The sequence below is a fragment of the Streptomyces sp. NPDC001700 genome (assembly GCF_053596435.1).
Genome location: NZ_JBSFGE010000006.1, coordinates 335,400 through 353,142 on the forward strand (window position 1 = coordinate 335,400; position 17,743 = coordinate 353,142).

Sequence of the window (17,743 nt, forward strand, 5' to 3'; positions counted from 1 at the left end):
CCGCCCCCGCCCGTCAGTTCAGCTCGAAGACGGTGAAGGGGGCGGAGGCGGGCGCCGGACCAGGCGCCGGACCGGGCTCCGGCCGCCCGACGGCCACGGACACCGCCTCCTCCAAGGCCACCAGAACATCGCCGTGCCGGTCGGTGAAGAAGATGTCATGGACGCGGGACCGCTGGGAGTGGCCGCCCGGCCGGGCCACGCAGACGCAGTACACCGCCTCGTCCCGTGGGGCCCGTACGACGGTCAGCCGACCCAGGTGGTACGGGACGAACACGGACCCGCCCGGTGCCTCCTCGGCCGCGAGCAGGAGGGACAGCTGCATGCCGCTGTCCAGCAGCGCGGGCGACAGGCCGTATCCCCAGTCGCGGTCCGCGTGCAGGAAGGCCCGTACCGCGCCCGCCCCGACCTCGGCCCAGCGCACGCAGCGCAGCGGTTCGCCGTAGTCGTAGCCGAGTCGCCGGAAGGTGGCGTAGACCTCCTGACCGTCCTGCCTGGGGGCGCCGGAGGGCAGGTCGGGCGGGCCGCCCACCGCCGCCGGTGCCATCACCTCGGCCGTGCAGTGCACCGCGCCGGTGGCGCGGTCGACGAGCGACAGCTCGCGGCCGTGCTCCCGGACCTCGACGGCCTCGGGGTCGGTGATCCGCTTCTGCCACAGCACGTTTCCGAGGGCGCTGCCCGCCGCCTGCCCGGCGAGGACCGCGAGCGTCCAAGCCGCCGGTGCCATGGTCACGCCGTCGATCCGGTGGGCGGACACCAGCGAGGAGAGACCGTGGAAGCCGGACTCCACGGAGTCGATCCAGTGGCGGTGGCGCAGGAACGGATACGCGGGCAGCTCGACGGGGGTGCGCCGGGGGTAGTAGGTGTCCCAGGCCGGGGAGCCGCCCGACTCGTACAGGGCCGCGACGTCCGGGGCGGTACGGGCCGACAGCTCCTCCACCACCCGTACCGCCGTGGTGGCCACGGGCTTCGGCCGCTGCCGCAGGTCCTGCGCCAGGCCACGGACGAGTTCGTCCTGGGTGCGGCAGACGATGGCCACGCGGTGCGGGAAGGTGTCGCGGCAGCAGGCGAGGGTGTAGGCGAGGGCGTCCATGTCGACCCGGCGCCCGTCCAGCCACTGCCGCAGTTCGTCCATGGCCAACTGCAGCCCGGCGCTGGTGTGGTGGGACAGCGGGATGACGTAAGTGTCACCTCCCGGGCCCGTGGTGGCGGCCTGCTCGGGCACCCCGCGCAGCACCACATGGGCGTTGGCGCCGCCCGCGCCGAACGAGCTGACGGCGGACACCAGCGGAAGCGCCTCGGGCCAGCTCTCGCGCTCCGTGCTGAGCGTGAACGGGGTGTCCGCGAAGTCCAGGTGCGGGTTGGTGCGCTCCGCGTGCAACGAGGCCACCAGGGTGCCGTGGCGCATCTGGAGCACCGCCTTGAGCACTCCGCTCAGACCGGCCGCCGATTCGAGGTGGCCGACGTTGGACTTCACCGAGCCCAGCCGGATGCGCCGCGTCCCCGCCGCCGCGTAGGCCTTGGTGAGGGCCCGCAGCTCGATGGGGTCACCGAGTGCGGTGCCGGTGCCGTGGGCCTCGACGTAGCCGACCTCCTCGGGGGAAGTGTCCGCCGCCGCGAGGGCCTTGGTGACGAGTGCGTGCTGCGCCTCGGGGTTCGGCGCGGTGTAGCCGTTAGCGCGGCCGCCCGCGTTGACCGCGGAGCCGCTGATGAGCGCGTAGACGCGGTCCCCGTCGCGTACGGCCTCCTCGGCGGGCCTGAGCACCAGGCTGATGACGCCCTCGCCGTCCACGAAACCATCGGCCCCGGCGCCGAACGGCCTGCACTCCCCGGTGCGCGAAAGCATCTCCAGGCCGCACAGCAGCCGGTACTGGCGTGGGTGGGTGATGAGGTTGACGCCGCTGACGACGGCACGGTCGCACTCCCCCGTGCGCAGGGACTGGCAGGCGAGGTGCAGCGCGGTCAGCGATGCCGAGCAGGCGGTGTCGACGGCCATGCTGGGCCCGTGCCAGTCGAAGTGGTACGAGGCCCGGTTGGCCATCGACCAGAACGTCGAGGTGGGCGGTTCAGCGCCGCGTTCGGTGGCCGTGTGCCAGGCGTACCCGCCGTTCATGACCCCGACGAACACACCCGTATCGCTGCCCGCGAGCCTGGCCTGGCTGTATCCGGCGTCCAGGATCGCCAGGTAGGTCTGCTCCAGCACGAGGCGTTCCTGCGGGTCCATCCGCGCGGCGTCGCGGGGTGTGATGGAGAAGAAGGTGTGGTCGAACGCGTCGATGTCGTCGATGAAGGCGCCGCGTTCGGTGTACGAGACAGGCTCGGGGCCGTCCACCAGGCGCTCGTGGAAACGCTCCGGGGGGATGGGTGAGGTGCAGTCCACGCCTTCGAAGAGGTGGTCCCAGAACTCCGTGGCGTCGCGTGCCTTCGGCAGCCGTGCGGCGATGCCGACGATGGCGATGTCCCCGGGCCGTGGCTCGACGTGGCGCCTGGGTGCGGCCGGGGACTCGTCGTGTGATTGCGGCTCGGGCTGTGTCTGCGGCTGCGGATGCGGCTCTGTGGTGGGGAACGCCGTGTGTACCGCGTCCGCGTTTTCGGTGACCAGATACTCCACCAGCCGCGCCACCGTCGGAAACTCGAACCACACCGTGGCGGGCACATACCCCACCCGCTCACGCAACGGCTTCAACAACTCCATGGAGATCAGCGAGTCGATCCCCATGTCCCGGAACGGGCGCTCACGCTCCACCTCATCCAACTCGAAGCGCATCGTCTCCGCGATCACTCCACGGACGAACCTCTCCACCTCCTCCCGCACATCACCGACCACCACCGCCGATTCCGGCTCCGGCTCCGGCTCGTCTGCCGCGCCCGCCAGGGCGACCATGACCTGCTGTCCGTCCCCGCCGTGGGGCCGCACGGCGCCGAAGCCCGCCTCGTGCATCAGCGTGCGCCACTGGTCGCCGTCGAGCAGGGGGCTGTGCTCGATCCGGTACGGGTCGTCGCTGAGCCACCAGCCGTCGGTGAGCCCGAAGGTCAGCGTGGCGTAGTCCTGCCGGGCCGTGATCTCGTTGAGGACGAGGATGCCGCCCTCCCGCAGCACCCTGCGCACGTTCCGGAGCGTGCCGGGCACGTTCGACGTCGCGTGGAGGACATTGGTGGCCACGACCACGTCGAAGGAGCCGGTGTACTGCGCGGGCGGGTTCTCGATGTCGCAGATCTCGTAGGTGAGGAACGGGTAGTCGCCGAAGGCGTCCCGGGCCTTGTTCAGGAACGCGTACGACAGGTCGGTGAAGTGGTAGCTCACCCCGCGCGGGTCCAGCTCCGGCAGGACGAACCGGGTGGTGCTGCCGGTCCCGGCGCCCACTTCCAGGACGCGCAGCGGGCGCCCCGGAGAGCGGCGCTGGTACGCGGCGACCACCCGCGCGCAGATCCGGTTGAAGTAGTCGGCGATGGGGTTGCTCTGGTACACGGGCGCGACGAGGTCGAAGGCGCCGTCGGGGAAGAGCACGTCGAGCGCGTCGGTGGCACCGCTCAGTACGTCGGGCAGGTGCTCCACACACCGGTCGAGCAGCGCGAGGTGTCCTTCCAACTCCGGGTACACACGCAGGATTTCGGACCGGGGCAGGGAGGGCGCCGGGGGCATCGCGCCGATGGCTTGCCGCAGCTTCGCGTACTTGGCGATCGTCGTCGTCGGCAGTGGCACCTGGTGCAGCCGCCACCGCGCGTACGCCTCCAGCCGCTCGGAGAGGTCCCGGTTGCGCGCCACATCCGCGTCGTCTCCGGCGAAGGCCGGGACCACGTCGTCGAGGACTTCCGTCACCTCTACACAGTCATGCGGAGTGATGCCCATGCGCTCCAACGCCTCGTCCGTCCCTTTCACACAGGTGATCTGTCGGTGGTCGGCGGCGAGGAGCCGCTCGATGACCGCCAGCCCCTCGGCCGGTTCGATCGAGCCGATCCCCAGCCGCTCCATCCGTTCCCGGTACTCCGGCTTCGCGACGACGCCGATCCCGCCCCAGTAACCCCAGTTGACGACCTTGGCGTCGATCAGCAGCGCCTGGTGGAGAAGGTCCGCGTAGGCGTCCTTGGCCACGCAGGCGGCGGCGTAGTTGGCCTGCCCCGCGCTGGCGATATATGCCTGTACGGAGGAGAAGAAGAGGCAGAAGTCGAGGTCCCTGCCGCGCAGCGCGTCCACCAGGTGGCGGGTGCCGTGCAGCTTCGGACGCAGTACATCGCACAGCACCTCCTCGCTCATCGTGGCGAGGGTGGAGTCCTGGAGGACGAGTGCGGAGTGCACGACGCCGTGAATGACCTCGTGGGCGTCGAGGGCGCGCCGGAGGGCCGGGCCGTCGGACAGGTCGGCCCGGTGGTAGTGGACATCGCGGGCGCCCAGCTCGCGCAGGCGCTCCCGGGTCGCGGCGAAGTGTTCGGCCGGGCGGCGGCCGACGACGACCACCTCGGCCTGGTAGGTGGCGGCCAGGTACTCGGCGAGCAGGCCACCGAGCCCGCCGGTGCCGCCCAGGATGACGTAGGTGCCGTGCGTCCGGAGCGCCGTGCGGGGCGGTGTTCCGCCGAGGGACGCCGGTCCCATCGACGCTACGGCGTACTCGTCGCCGCGTACGCAGACGGGCTTGCCCGGCACGGTCGGCAGGGGCCGGTCCAGGGCCCGGGACAGCGATGACGCGGTGAGGTCGGCGAGGCAGAAGGTGCGCACCGCCCACTCGGGCCGCTCCTTGGCGAGGGTCTGGGACAGGCCGACGTACACCCCGTCCACGGGGTGCGTGGCGGCGGTGAACAGCGGGCTGGGCACGGCCTTGTCGGTGAACACGTCGAGCCGGACCCGGGGCCGCCGGTCGAGGACGCGGACGAGCCGGAGGAAGGCCGTGACCTCGTCGTCCGCCACCCCTTCGGCCCATGAGGTGCGGCTGACGAACACTAGGTGTTCAGCAGCGTGTTCAGCGGCGTGTTCATCGGCGGGGACCGGAGCGGCGGCCAGCTCGGCCAGCCCCGCGCCGTCGAGCCGCAGGACCCTGCCGCGCGGGAACTCCTCCGTCAGTTCCCGGTGGAGACCGTGCTGTCCGGGCGGCGTCAGAAACGTCTTCGGGCCATCGTCGGCGGCTCGGCGTGCGGCGGGGCGTGACCGGTCCAGTCGGCCGTGTGTCCACCGCGGGGCGAACACCATCCGGTCCACGGAAGCACCATGGACCAGCGAGACATCGGGGAGCGCGCTGCCGGACACGGCATTTCCACCTTGCCGTTCATCGTGACTCAACGAAGTCCCCTATGCCTAGGATTCACAGCGGGATGTCAGAGGGCGGGTTTCACACCGAGGTCGAAGACCGAGAGAAGCGGTTCGTAATCCTCATCGAATACCGTGAAATGCGTTCTGAAGGGAGAGAGCTTTTTCGTCAGGACGAAAGCCGAAGCGGCAGGAAAGCGGAGAGGGGCGTGAAAGACCATATGCCCCATGGAGAATGGCATCAAGCTGTCGCGATGCTCTCCGATGGAGATCGCCATGCCCGACTGGAAGGAGCAGTCGAGGAGGTTGACCAGGCCCATCCGGGTGCCGTCGTTGTGGGACAGCCAGGCCAGTGACGACTGCCCGTGCCGCTGCACATAGGTGATGCGGCGGAAGTAGGGGCCGTAGTCGATGCCCATGTGCGAGAACTCCGCGTAGATTTCCCGCCGGGTGAGATGGGACCGGGTGTTCGCGCAGATCGTGTCCCGTACGTCCAGGCCCACCGCAGGCGCTCGGTCCTGCCTTTCCAGCAGGAGCGTGCCCAAACCGCAATGCGCGCCGCCATTGCTGACGGTGTATTCCACCGACATACCGTCGGGTGCGGAGCGAAAGGCCAGGGAGAGGTCATCCAGCGGCTCATCGCCGGGAATCGGCCGCAACCAGGCGGCATCCCTGATGGCGAACGTCTGCCTGTCGGGGTGGAGTCGGGCGGCGCCGTGCAGCGCCATCTCCAGGCTGACGACACCGGGCAGGACGCGCCGCCCGCGTACCAGGTGCTCCCGGAGGTACGTGTGGTCGGGGCCGATCCGCGCCCGGAAGCCGCCCGGTTCACCGGCCGCTAGCAGGAGGGGCACCGGCTCCACCGTGTCGTCCACGGTCGTCATGGTGTGCGTCCCCCGTCCGTGAACCAGAGGTCCGTTTCGTCGAACGGATAGGCGGGGAGCCGCAGCCTGCGCGGCTCGTCGTTCGCGAAGAGTGCCTGCCACTCGACGGGCTGACCGGACAGATAGCGCTCGCGGGCCGACTCGGGAGTCGCCGGGTGCGCGGTATGTTCCCGCTCCGCCGGTGGCGCGTGGACCGGCTCACCCGCCGTGCGCAGCGCGCGGACCAGCTCCTCGCCGGAGGAGACACACCAGGCCTGGCGGTACGCCAGGGGCTCACGGCGGCACAGGGTGTACGCCACGTCGAGCAGGTCCTCGTCCGACAGCCGCCCGGCTCGCTCGATGTGGTCCAGCAGCGTGGCCGTGAGCCTGCGCAGCGCCTGTGGGGTACGTGCCGACAGCGGCACCAGCAGGGTCTGCGCGCGGGTGCCGCGCCGGGCAGGACGGGTAGGCCGGGCAGGACGGCTCGGTGGCGAGGAGAGGACGACGTGGGCGTTGGTGCCGCCGAAGCCGAAGCTGCTGATCCCGGCCGTGAGCCGGTCACCGTCTTCCCAGGGGACCGTCTTCTGCAGCACCTCGAAGGGGGTGTCCTCCAGGGCGATGCCCGGGTTGAGTTCCTGCACATGGAGGTTGCCCGGCAGGGTCCGGTGCTCGAAGGCCTTGATCACCTTGGTCACGGAGGCGACTCCGGCGGCGGGCTCCAGATGGCCGATGTGGGATTTGACCGCGCCGAGCCGTACGCGGCGCCCGGCGGGCTGCGGCACCAGGTGCGCCCACGCCCGTTTGAGGGCGTCGATCTCGATGGCGTCGCCCAGCACCGTCCCGGTTCCGTGCGTCTCGATGTAGCCGGTGCGGGCGGCGAGTTCGGGGGTGTAGGCGTCCAGCAGCAGGTGGTATTGGGCGTTGGGGTTGGGGGCGGTGAGCGAGTTGGCGCGGCCGCCGTGGTTCTCCGCCACGCTCTCGACCACAGCGCGGATGGCGTCGCCGTCGGCGAGGGCGTCGTCCAGCCTCTTGACCAGGAGGGTTCCGTACCCCTCACCGCGTACGTACCCATTGGCCGAGGCGTCGAAGGCCGCGCACCGGTGGTCGGGCGACAGGAACCGCGCCGCCTGCAGCCCCTCGTTGATCTGGGCGTCGAGGATGAGGTTCACCCCGCCCACCACCGCCGCGTCGCACACCCCGGCGCGCACATCGCGGCACGCCTTGACCAGCGCCACCAGGGAACCGGAGCAGGCGGTGTCGAGGGTCGTCGAGGGGCCGTGCCAGTCGAACCAGGAGGAGACGCGGCCCGCGATGAGGCTCATGGAGTGCCCCACCAGCGAGTACGGCATCTGCCGGGCGTCCGCCCTGGCCTGGAGCAGCGCGTAGTCGTTGCCGGTGGCCGCCATGTAGCAGCCGGTGCGCGATCCGCTCAGCTCGGACGGGGCGTACCCGGCGTCTTCGAGCGTGTGCCAGACGGACTGCAGCAGCAGCCGCTGCCGTGGGTCCATCCAGCTGGCCTCCAGTGGCGAGATGGAGAAGAACCGGGCGTCGAACCCTTTGACCCCGGGCAGGAATCCGGCGACCTCGCCGGGCAGGCCGCGTCCGTCACTGGCCGGTGTGACGCAGTCCCTGCCGTCGACCAGGGTCCGCCAGAACGCGTCGGGGTCCGGCCCGCCGGGCAGGACCGCCGAGAGTCCGACGATGGCCAGGCGGTCGTCGGCGCCGGGTGCGGCGGGGTCCGTCCCCGTGCGTGGCGCGGCCGTCGGGCGGATGTCCTGCCCCTGGCCGGGCCGCCGGTCTCCGGCCTGCCGGACGACGGTGTCGGCGACGTTGCGCAGGGTGTTCAGGCGGTAGAAGTCGTGCGCGTGGACGACGACTCCGTAGCGTTCGCTGATCTTCGTGGCGAGGATGTTGTAGCCGAGCGAGGTGACGCCCTGATATCCCAGGGGCCGGTCGGCGTCCGGTGGCGCGAGGCCCAGTTCGGCGGCGACGAGCTGGCGCAGCTCGGAGAGGAGGTCTCCGGGTCCCGTCTCGCCGGTCTCGCGCGGGGCCCGCTCCGGCGGGGAGGTCTCGTCCTCCGGGTACAGGCCCAGCGAAGACAGGGGCGCCTCCGTCAGTTTCTTCACGTCGGTCTTGCCGTTGGCCGTCAGCGGGACCTCGCGGAGCCGGTGCACGGCCTGCGGCACCATGTAGTACGGCAGCGTGTCCCGGCACCGCTCCCGCACCACCCCGGCGTCGAAGTCCTCGGTGGCGGGCAGCCACACGAAGCAGCGCAGGTGCGGTTCGGGCTCCGGCCGGACGACGGCGACGACGGTGGCGGACGGCGCCTGGGCGGTCACCGCGGCCGCCACTTCGCCGAGTTCGATCCGGTGTCCGTTGACCTTGCGCTGGCCGTCGTCGCGGGAGACGTAGGTGAGGTGCGACGGCCCCTCGTAGTGGACCAGGTCGCCGGTCCGGTAGGAGGGCGTGCCGTCGGGCAGCACGCCGAAGGCGGTCGACGGGGCGTTCAGATACCCCTGGGCCACGCAGTCGCCCGCGATCAGCAGCTCGCCTCGCATGCCCGGGGCGACGGACCGCCCCTCGGCGTCCACCACGTAGTACCGGGTGTGCTGCGCGGGCTCTCCCAGGTGGATGCGCCGGGCGTCCGTGACGCGCTGCCAGCTCGCCCAGATGGTCGCCTCGGTCGGCCCGTACATGTTGTAGACGGCCGCGCCCTGGCTCAGCAGATAGTCCGCGAGGTCGCGGTCCAGGGCCTCCCCGCCGCACAGCAGCGTCATGGGCCGGGCGGCCCGCCATCCGGTGGCCTTCAGGATGCGCCAGGTGGACGGCGTGGCCTGGACGACGGTGGCCCCGCTGCCGTCGATGCGCTCGGCGAGCAGGGACCCGCTGGTCCTGGCCTCCTCGGACAGCACCTGGACGCTCGCGCCGCACAGCAGCGGCAGCAGGATCTCCAGCAGCGAGATGTCGAAGCCGATCGGTGTCAGGGCCACGATGCGGTCGTCCGGGCCCATGCCGGGATCCTCGCGCACGGAGTGCAGGAAGTTCACGAGGCCGCGCTCGCTCACCGCCACGCCCTTGGGGGTGCCGGTCGACCCGGAGGTGAACATCACGTAGGCGGTGCGGTCCTCGTCCGTGGGGACCGGTGGCCGAAACGGATCGTAGGCACCGGGCGCTGGGGCCGCGTCCACCTCCCGCGTCCGTACGTGGGGGAACAGCCGCGCCGCCCGGTCCCGGGTCGCCGCGTCCACCAGGATCACGCCCGGGTCGGCGGTCGTCGCCATGTACGCGAGCCGGGCGTCCGGCAGTCGGGGGTCCAGCGGTACGAACGTACGCCGCAGCGCGAGCGCGGTCAGGTAGGCGACGGGGATCGCCGCCGACCGCTCCAGGAAGATGCCGATCGGCTCCTTCCCGGACCCCGCCAGGTCGCCGCTCAGCCGGTCTGTGGCGCCGAGCAGTTCGCCGTAGGTGAGTGACCGGTGGTCGTCCACCACGGCCACCCGGTCCGGCTCCCGCCCGGCGGTGGCGATCAGGGCCTCGCCCAGGCCCTGGGTGTCCGGGGCGGTTCGTATGGCTCCCTCGGCCACCGGTTCCGGCGGGCGCGACAGGTCGCACCGCGACGGCGGGCGGTGCGGTTCGGTGGCCATGAACCGGGCCATGCGGCAGAAGTTGGTCGCCAGCGCCGACAGGGCCGGTGGCGACATCACGCGCGTGGAGGAGTCGAAGGAGAGGTGGATGCCCTGCTCGTCGGAGCTGAAGTTGACGCTCAGCTCGCTCGAACTGCCGGTCTCGGGCTTGCGGACCCAGGACACCTCCAGTCCCCGCAGCTGCGGCACCGCGGTCGGCAGCATGGCGGAGGACGCGTTCACCACGAGGTTGAGGACGCTGTGCCCCAGAGCCGCCGTGGCTCCCTGGCCGGTGGTGGCCAGGGAGAGCAGGTCGAGCGTGGGGAAGCCCTGGTGGTCCCTCAGCTCCTCGCGCCGGGCGCGGACCTGCTCGAACACCGACAGCGCGGGCCGGTCCGCCGAGATGTCCAGCCAGAGCGGCAGCAGGTTGGTGTGGCAGCCATAGGGGGCTCCGTACGCCCGGGTGTCCACGGTGTGCGCGACCACGACGCTCTGGTCGTCGCCGCCGTACGTGTGCGTCAGGGCACCGGTGACGCCCACCACGAACTGGAACAGGCTCAGCTCGTGGTGGCGCAGGAACCGGTGGATGACGTCGGCCCGCTCACCGGTGAGCGTTTCCCTGACCGCGATGGGGCGGCCGGTCGGCTGGGGCGCCGCGGAGGAGAAGGGCAGTGGCTGGTGCAGCCGTCGGCCCGCCAGCATCGACCGCCAGTAGGCCTCGTCCTCGGCGGCGGCGGTCTGCCGCACCGCGCCGAAGGACCGCTCCCGCACCGGCGCGTCCCCCTGCCAGCAGGCGCTGAGCGCGGCGATGAACGGGGCGTAGCAGCCACCGTCGAACACCACATGGCTGAAGTCCAGGCGCAGCCACAGCTCTTCCGGGCCCGCCTGCCAGCACCGGAAGCGGAACAGCTCCTGGCCGGTGGGATCGATGCCGCCGGGGTCGAGGAGTTCGTCCTGCCGCTCGCAGCGCCGCACTATCCGGCGGGGCGCCGGACGGCTGCGCGCCATGAGCGTTCCGCCGACGTCGGTGAAATAGGAGAGAAGCCGCGGAAAGGCGGTCGAAACCACCTCTCGTAATGCGTCGTCGAGACGGCTGATGTCGACATCTCCGGTCAACGCGTAAACGTAGCTGATGGTGAGTCCCGGGTCATCGGGAATCTGGTGGTACCGGTGCCACTGAAAGCTTTCGTAGGCGCTCGCCTGACGTTGCGTCATGCGTACAGACCTTTCGCCCGCCCAGGCCTCTGGAAAATCCCATGATGCCGTGCGGCGATCATTTGTCACCACCGTGCACGGTCGGCTCCGTTCCTGTCAGGTGTTCAACTGCTGCCGTGCCGCGGTTGAACACCCCGGCGTCCGCGATACTCACCCCGTCCACGGCGTCCGCACGACGACGCTTATCGGAGGTATCCACGTGCTGCTTTCGGATCACGACGTGGCGCTGTTCGCCCGGATCAGCGGCGACCGGAACCCGCTGCACCGCTCCCCCGGCTACGCCCGCCGCACACCGTTCGGCCGAACCGTCGCGCACGGCGTCCTCGCGGCCCTGGCGACGCTGGACGAACAGGCGCCGGACGCGGCGGGGGTGACGGCCGTCGAGGCCGACTTCGGCAACCCCGTCTTCCCCGGGGTGCGCTACCGCTCCGACACACTCGACGGTGGCCGATACCGGCTGCTCGACGGCGACCGGACCTGTCTGACCGTGCGGATCCGCCCCGGCGCCCCGCCGGACCTGGATCCGCTTCCCGTACCACCGGAGCGGTCGGCGGCCCCGCACACGATCGCGGAGCTGCCGCCCGGAACCACGGTGTCCGGCGCGTACGGCCCGGACGGGATCGACGCGCTGTGCGAGCGGTTCCCGGCCGCCTCCCGGCTGCTCGGGCGGACGCCGCTGGCCTGCCTGCTGTGGGCGGGTTATCTGGGCGGGATGCGGCTGCCGGGTGAGAACTGCCTCCTCGGACGGGTGGCGCTGCGGTTCCTTCCGGTCACGGCCTCCGGCCCCGCGCGGCTGTCGTACACCGCCCGCATCCTCCATACCGACCACCGTATCGGGCTGGTGTCGATCGGCGGGGAAATCACGGCGGACGGGGAGGTCGTCGCCGAGGCCGAGATCGAGGCGGTGGTACGTGCGCCCGCTCCCCTGGCGACATCGGCCGCGCTGAGCACCCACCTGACTCCGTCCACCCTGCTGCGGGGCAACTCAGCCGTGGTCGTCGGCGGCAGCCGTGGGCTGGGCGCGGCCCTGGCCCTGGCGCTGGCGTCGCAGGGGTGCGAGGTCTACGTCGGGCACCGGGGCGCCCTTCCGGACTCCCTGCGGGCCGACGGCGACGGGCTGCCGGGCCGCCTGCACTCCGTACCCGGCGACGCCGCGGACCCGGACTGGAGCGGCGAGGTGCGCGCCCGTGTCGAGCGCGCGGGCGGCCGTTTCGACTTCCTGGTCTGCAGCGCGGCCCCGCCCCTGCACACCCTGGGCCTGGCACCGACCGACCTGGACCGGATGGACGCGTTCCTGACCGGTTCGACGCGGCTGGTCAGCGCGCCCATGGCGGGGCTGCTGGACCTCCTGGAGCCCGGGCGGGGCAGCTGCCTGGTGATCTCCTCGGCCGCCCTGCGCGAACCGCCCCGGGACTGGCCGCACTACGTCGCGGCCAAGTCCGCCGTGGAGGGCCTGGTCCACTGGGCCGCCCGGCACCACCCCGGGGTGGCGTTCCTCCTCGCCCGGCCGGGGATGCTGCGGACCGAGCAGACGAACTCGCCCAGCGCCCGGGAGACGGCCGGGCCGGTGGAGCCGGTGGCTGCGAGACTCGTGCGCCGCTTGATGGCCGCCGGACCCGCCGATGGGGTCCCGCAGATCATCGGCGAGGACGCCCTCGACGCGGTCCCGGCCGGGCGGTGACGGGCAGACGGAAACGCGGGTCAGACCATGGAGGTCGTATCCGCGCTCTCCTGGGCCCCCTGGGCGCCGCTGCCGCCCATCCCCCGCACGGCGATGAGCGCGAAGGCGAGGACGACGAAGGCCGCCGCGGAGAAGATGGGAACCGCGCTCGACCCGTCGATGATGCCGAAGACGACGCCGGACAGCCCCGCGGAGATGGCCGCGATGGCACCGGCCGTGCCCATGACGGAGCCCTGGTGGCTGTCGGCCACGGCCGCCGACATCATGCCCACCAGACCGCTGTACGAGATGCCGTAGGTGACCGCGCCCACCAGGCACAGGGCGTAGAGCGCGATCGACGAGCCGGTCAGCGCGGTACCGGCGATGCACACGGCCATCCCGGCCAGCGCGCCGGTCACCGCGACATGTGGCTTGAGGTACTTCATCGACAGCGGCACCAGGGAGAGGAAGGCGGCCGCGAGACCGACGCCGACCACCGAGATCAGGTTGGTGACCCCGCGCTGGTCGAAGCCCTCGTTCGCCGTCAGATACAGGCCGATGAACTGGAAGAAGGCCGTCCAGCCCAGCGACATGAAGAGCAGGACGGCGGAGAGCAGCCTGACCCCGGGGAAGGAGAAGGACTCCATCAGGTGCTTCACAGGGTTCGGGAAGGCCATGCGGCCCGCGGGCTTCGGCGCCGGGGCCTCACGGAAGGCGACGAGCAGGATGAGCAGGTTCAGCAGCGTGGCACCGGCGACGAAGATGAACGGGGTCTTGAGGGTGAACCAGGAGACCAGGGTGGGGTCGCTGAGGTAGCCGCCGATGAGCGGGCCCACCACGTATCCGGTCGAGACGCAGAACATGATCAGCCCGATGGAGTTCACCCGGCGTTCCTTCGGCGTGACATCGAGGATGGCCGCCTGGGCGACCGGCAGGCTGCCGGAGAAGAGGCCGCCGATCACCCGTCCGGCGACGAACATGTAGGCGTCCCGGCGCAGCATGGCCCAGATGGTCAGCGCGTAGCCCAGCGCCAGCCCCAGCAGGCACAGGGCCAGGGTTTTCTTGCGGCGGAAGTGGTCGGACAGGGAGCCGAGCAGCGGTGCGCCGAAGAACATGGCTAACGAATAGCTGCCGATGGCGACTCCGTAGAACAGGTCGCGGGTGCTGGTTCCTCCGCTGCTCATGATGCCGGTATGGGCGTCATAAGAGATGGGAATCAGCACCGGAATGATGAGACTGACACTCAGATTGTCGATCAGGATGATGAAGTAAAAGGGAACGAGGCTGGCCAACCCGTTTTTACGCATGGTTCCTTCTTCTGTTTCGGCTTCTGGCAGGCGGTGGATTGTAGCCGAGGTGCTGGCCACGTTACGTGAACGTCCGCCGCCGTGAACGCAGTTGCGGCGTCCGGTGAGCGATCCTTACGCTCCAGATCCGGCCGTCTGGTGACGGCCGATGGGGATGCTTCACCTTTCTGCCATATGCGTTGGCCGATCGTGGCCGGAACGAGGGTGTTCTCGTGAGGGAAACGAACGAAGTGGACTCGGTGCTGGAGGCGTTCCGGGGGGTGCTGGGCCTGGACGCGGTCGCCCCGGACATCCCCTTCGCCGCGCTCGGCGGGGACTCGATGCGGGCGGTGCGCGTGCTGTCGCGCCTGTGGCGGGAACTGGACGTGGAGCTGCCCGTGCACGCGCTCGGAAAGGACACGACCGCGGCGGAACTCGCCGAGGCCGTCCGCGCCCATCTGGACGGCCGGGCGGGATGAGCGGCGCGAAGCGTCCGGGGATCGTCCTCGCCGCGACCTTCACCGCGGACGGGCTCAGGGCCGCCATGGACCGCGCGCTGAAGGGGACGGACCGTACGGTCGTGGCGGCACCGTACGGCCAGATCGTGGAGCCGCTGCTCGACCCGGGCAGTGCGCTGCTGACCCACACCGGGGTGAATGTCGTGCTGCTGCGGGTCGAGGACCTGGTCCGGGGCGCCGGGGACCCCTGGGGCGACGTCCGGCTCCTGGACGAACTGCTGTCGGCGCTGTCCGCCTCGCCCACCCGCTCCGCGGCGACCTGGCTGGTGGCCCTGGCCCCGCCGTCGCCGGGTGCCCTGGCCGACCCCGCCGGGGCGCGGTGGATCGGCGCCGCCACGCGGCGGATCACCGACACCGTCGGCCCGCTGCCCGGTGTGCACCTCATCCCGCTGGACGGCCTCGCCGACCGCTACGGCGTGCCGGAGATCCACGACGAGTACGCCGACCGCATCGCCCATCTCCCGTACACCGACGCGTACTTGGACGCGCTGGCCGACTGGCTGGTACGGATGGCCGCCACGACGTGGCGCAGGCCCCGCAAGGTCGTGGTGCTCGACTGCGACAACACGCTGTGGTCCGGAGTGTGCGGCGAGGACGGGCCGCGCGGGGTGGAGATCGGCCCGGGGCACCGCGCGGTCCAGGAGTTCATGCGGGACCAGCGCGCGGGGGGCAAGCTGCTGTGCCTGTGCAGCCGTAACGAAGAGGCCGATGTCCAGGCCGTGTTCGCCGACCACCCGGACATGGTCCTCACCCTGCCGGACATCACCTCCCACCGGATCGGCTGGGAGCCCAAGGCCCGGTACCTGTCGGAGCTTTCCGAGGAGCTGGGGCTGGCGCTGAACTCCTTCGTCTTCGTGGACGACGACGCGGTGGAATGCGCGTCGGTGCGCGCCCAGCTGCCCGAGGTCGCCGTGGTGGAGCTGACCCGGGACGCGGCCGCGGCGCCGGGCCAGCTGGCCCGCGAGGCGGCCTTCGACCAGCTCACGGTGACGGACGAGGACCGGTTGCGGGCCGACTGGTACGGGGCCGAGCCGGAGCGCCGGGCCCTGGAGCGGTCCGCCCGCGACTACGAGGAGTTCCTGGCCCGCTGCGCCATCGAGGTCACGATGGAGCGGCTGCCGGACTCCCTGCTGGAGCGGGCGGCCCAACTGACCACCCGCACCACGCAGTTCACCCTGGCGGGCACGGCCTTCACGGTGCCGGAGCTGCGGCAGCTGCTGGACGGCGGCGGCCATGGCTGGATGGTGCGGGTCCGCGATGTGTTCGGCGACTACGGCACGGTCGGGCTCGTGGTGGCGGAGGCCGACGGTGACACCCTGCACGTTCCCGTCTTCCTGCTCAGCTGCCGGGTCCTCAACCGCCGGGTGGAGACGCGGATGCTGCGGCTGCTCAGCGCCGAGGCCCGTGCGCTCGGCTGCCACACCCTGCGTCTGCCCTTCTCACCCACCCGGCGCAACGCGCCCGCGCGCCACTTCCTCCAGCAGCTCTCCGGCAGGGCCATCGGCGCCGACGACACGCCCGGTGTCGTCGACGTACGGACCGCCGACTGGGCCGACGCCTCCGCGGACGTGTCCGCGCGGTAGCCGAGCCGACCCCACCACACGTGGCCGGCGACTCCGCCGGACACTCCACCCAAGGCGTCAGAGGGAACGAGGGAAGCACTCCATGAAACCCGGTACGAGCCGATGGCCCGGGCAGGGCCGAAAGCTGTGGCGGCGGCTGGCCGTCGCGGCGGCCACCTGCGCCGCACTCACCCTGTCAACCGGCGCCCCCGCCGCGAGCGGCGTCGAGCCCGCCCAGTCCAAAGGCGAGGCCGCCCAGGACAGAGGTGTCCCCGCGAAGTCCGACTGGCCCAGCGCGGGACAGAACAACCACAACACCCATCACGCCGCCACCGAGCGCACCGTCGGCCCGAAGAACGTGGGCAGACTGGCGCCGAAGTGGACCTTCACCACCGCGGGCGATGTCTCCGCCACCCCCACCGTCGTGAAGGGCACCGTGTACGTGCCCGACTGGGGCGGCAAGCTCTGGGCCGTCGACGCCGACAGCGGCAAGGAGGTCTGGTCGAACACCATCACCAGTTACGACGGCATCGCCGGGGACATCTCCCGGACCAGCCCCGCGTACTGGAAGGGTGACCTGTTCATCGGCACCGGCACGCTGATGACGCCCGAGGCCAAGAGCGCCTACCTCATCTCCATCGACGCGGAGACCGGCGAGAAGCGCTGGAAGACCAAGGTCGACGACGATCCGACGACCGTCATCACCTCCTCCCCCACCGTGGACAACGGCGTCATCTACGTGGGGACGTCCTCCAAGGCCTCGACCCTCCACGACGAGCCGAAGTTCCGCGGCTCGGTGCTGGCCATCGACGCGAAGACCGGCAAGATCCTGTGGAAGACGTACACCCTCCCCAAGGGCTACACCGGCGCCGCCGTGTGGGGCAGCCAGCCCGTGGTCGACCACAAGACCGGCCTGCTCTTCGTGGGCACGGGCAACAACTACACCTCTCCGCCGGGTGTCTGCCTCAATCCCAAGCAGACCGACTGCACCCCGCCGGACAAGGACAACCACTTCGACAGTGTCCTCGCCCTCGACCTCAAGACCGGCAAGCTCAAGTGGGCTCACCACACCCTGACCGCCGACACCTGGATGATGTACCAGCCCAACCAGGCCCCGGACTTCGACTTCGGCTCCGCTCCGAACCTCTACACCACCACGATCGACGGCAAGCGGACCGACCTGCTCGGCGTGGGGCAGAAGAGCGGTGTCTACTACGCTCTCGACCCGGCCACCGGCAAGGTCGTGTGGGAGACCCAGGCGGGCCCCGGCGGGCCACTGGGCGGCATCCTGTGGGGCACGGCCACCGACGGGAAGCACATCTTCGCCGGTATCGGCAACGGTGATCACCTGCCCTACACCATCACCGCGGCCGACGGCACCAAGACCACCATCAACAGTGGCTTCTTCGTGTCGCTCGACGCCGCCACCGGCGAGATCGAGTGGCAGACCGCCGACCCGCAGGGCAAAGACGGCCAGTGGCTGGACGACTCCTTCGTGACCAGTGCCAACGGCGTCATGTACGCGGGCTCGTCGGCGCCGGGCGGCACCAACATGTACGCACTGGACGCCGAGACCGGAAAGATCCGGTGGGACTTCGCCAGCGGCGGCTCAGTCTTCGGCGGACCCGCCGTGGTCGACGGCAGTCTGTACTGGGGCTCCGGCTACTACATCTCCAACGTGGGCGAGGGCCTGAGCGGCCACAACAACAAGCTCTACCGCTTCACCCTCGACGGCCGCTGACGCGCGTCCCGACCATGGGTACGGCCCGGACCTGGCTGG

At 71.0% G+C, this 17,743-nt stretch carries 8 protein-coding genes; 4 read left to right on the top strand and 4 right to left on the bottom strand.

Translation table 11 applies throughout. The annotated features are described in order from the left end of the window. Positions 1-13: 13 nt before the first annotated feature. The 3 genes from ACWC5C_RS14905 to ACWC5C_RS14915 form a co-directional block, all read right to left on the bottom strand. Positions 14-5,236: a beta-ketoacyl synthase N-terminal-like domain-containing protein gene (locus ACWC5C_RS14905; protein WP_450875791.1), complete on the bottom strand. Its 5,223-nt coding sequence runs from the start codon at positions 5,234-5,236 to the stop codon at positions 14-16. Between the two features lie 68 nt (positions 5,237-5,304). Then, entirely contained in the window at positions 5,305-6,111 is an 807-nt protein-coding gene (locus ACWC5C_RS14910; RefSeq protein WP_450875792.1) for a polyketide synthase dehydratase domain-containing protein, read from the bottom strand. A 5-nt stretch (positions 6,112-6,116) separates the two neighbouring features. Beyond that, complete coding sequence (locus tag ACWC5C_RS14915; protein WP_450875793.1) at positions 6,117-10,838, bottom strand: beta-ketoacyl synthase N-terminal-like domain-containing protein; 4,722 nt, start codon at positions 10,836-10,838, stop codon at positions 6,117-6,119. A gap of 298 nt (positions 10,839-11,136) precedes the next feature. Here ACWC5C_RS14915 and ACWC5C_RS14920 point away from each other — a divergent pair, with 298 nt between their 5' ends. Continuing rightward, positions 11,137-12,618, top strand: coding sequence for an SDR family NAD(P)-dependent oxidoreductase (locus ACWC5C_RS14920; protein WP_450875794.1), 1,482 nt, complete (start codon positions 11,137-11,139; stop codon positions 12,616-12,618). 20 nt (positions 12,619-12,638) lie between these two features. Here ACWC5C_RS14920 and ACWC5C_RS14925 read toward each other — a convergent pair whose 3' ends face one another. Next, positions 12,639-13,904, bottom strand: a complete 1,266-nt coding sequence (locus tag ACWC5C_RS14925; RefSeq protein WP_450875795.1) for an MFS transporter — start codon at positions 13,902-13,904, stop codon at positions 12,639-12,641. Between the two features lie 212 nt (positions 13,905-14,116). Here ACWC5C_RS14925 and ACWC5C_RS14930 point away from each other — a divergent pair, with 212 nt between their 5' ends. The 3 genes from ACWC5C_RS14930 (at position 14,117) to ACWC5C_RS14940 (ending at position 17,704) form a co-directional block, all read left to right on the top strand. After that, positions 14,117-14,362 carry an acyl carrier protein gene (locus ACWC5C_RS14930; RefSeq protein ID WP_385439179.1) on the top strand — a complete coding sequence of 82 codons (246 nt, stop codon included), beginning with the start codon at positions 14,117-14,119 and terminating at the stop codon, positions 14,360-14,362. Then, entirely contained in the window at positions 14,359-15,984 is a 1,626-nt protein-coding gene (locus tag ACWC5C_RS14935; protein ID WP_450875796.1) for an HAD-IIIC family phosphatase, read from the top strand. The genes ACWC5C_RS14930 and ACWC5C_RS14935 overlap by 4 nt, the downstream gene beginning before the upstream one ends. 82 nt (positions 15,985-16,066) lie before the next feature. Further along, positions 16,067-17,704: an outer membrane protein assembly factor BamB family protein gene (locus ACWC5C_RS14940; RefSeq protein WP_450875797.1), complete on the top strand. Its 1,638-nt coding sequence runs from the start codon at positions 16,067-16,069 to the stop codon at positions 17,702-17,704. Positions 17,705-17,743 lie beyond the last annotated feature (39 nt).

Coding starts and splice junctions, on each gene's coding strand:
- ACWC5C_RS14925 (WP_450875795.1), bottom strand. CDS start 13,904: ATGCGTAAAAACGGGTTGGCCAGCCTCGTTCCCTTTTACTTCATCATC.
- ACWC5C_RS14935 (WP_450875796.1), top strand. CDS start 14,359: ATGAGCGGCGCGAAGCGTCCGGGGATCGTCCTCGCCGCGACCTTCACC.
- ACWC5C_RS14940 (WP_450875797.1), top strand. CDS start 16,067: ATGAAACCCGGTACGAGCCGATGGCCCGGGCAGGGCCGAAAGCTGTGG.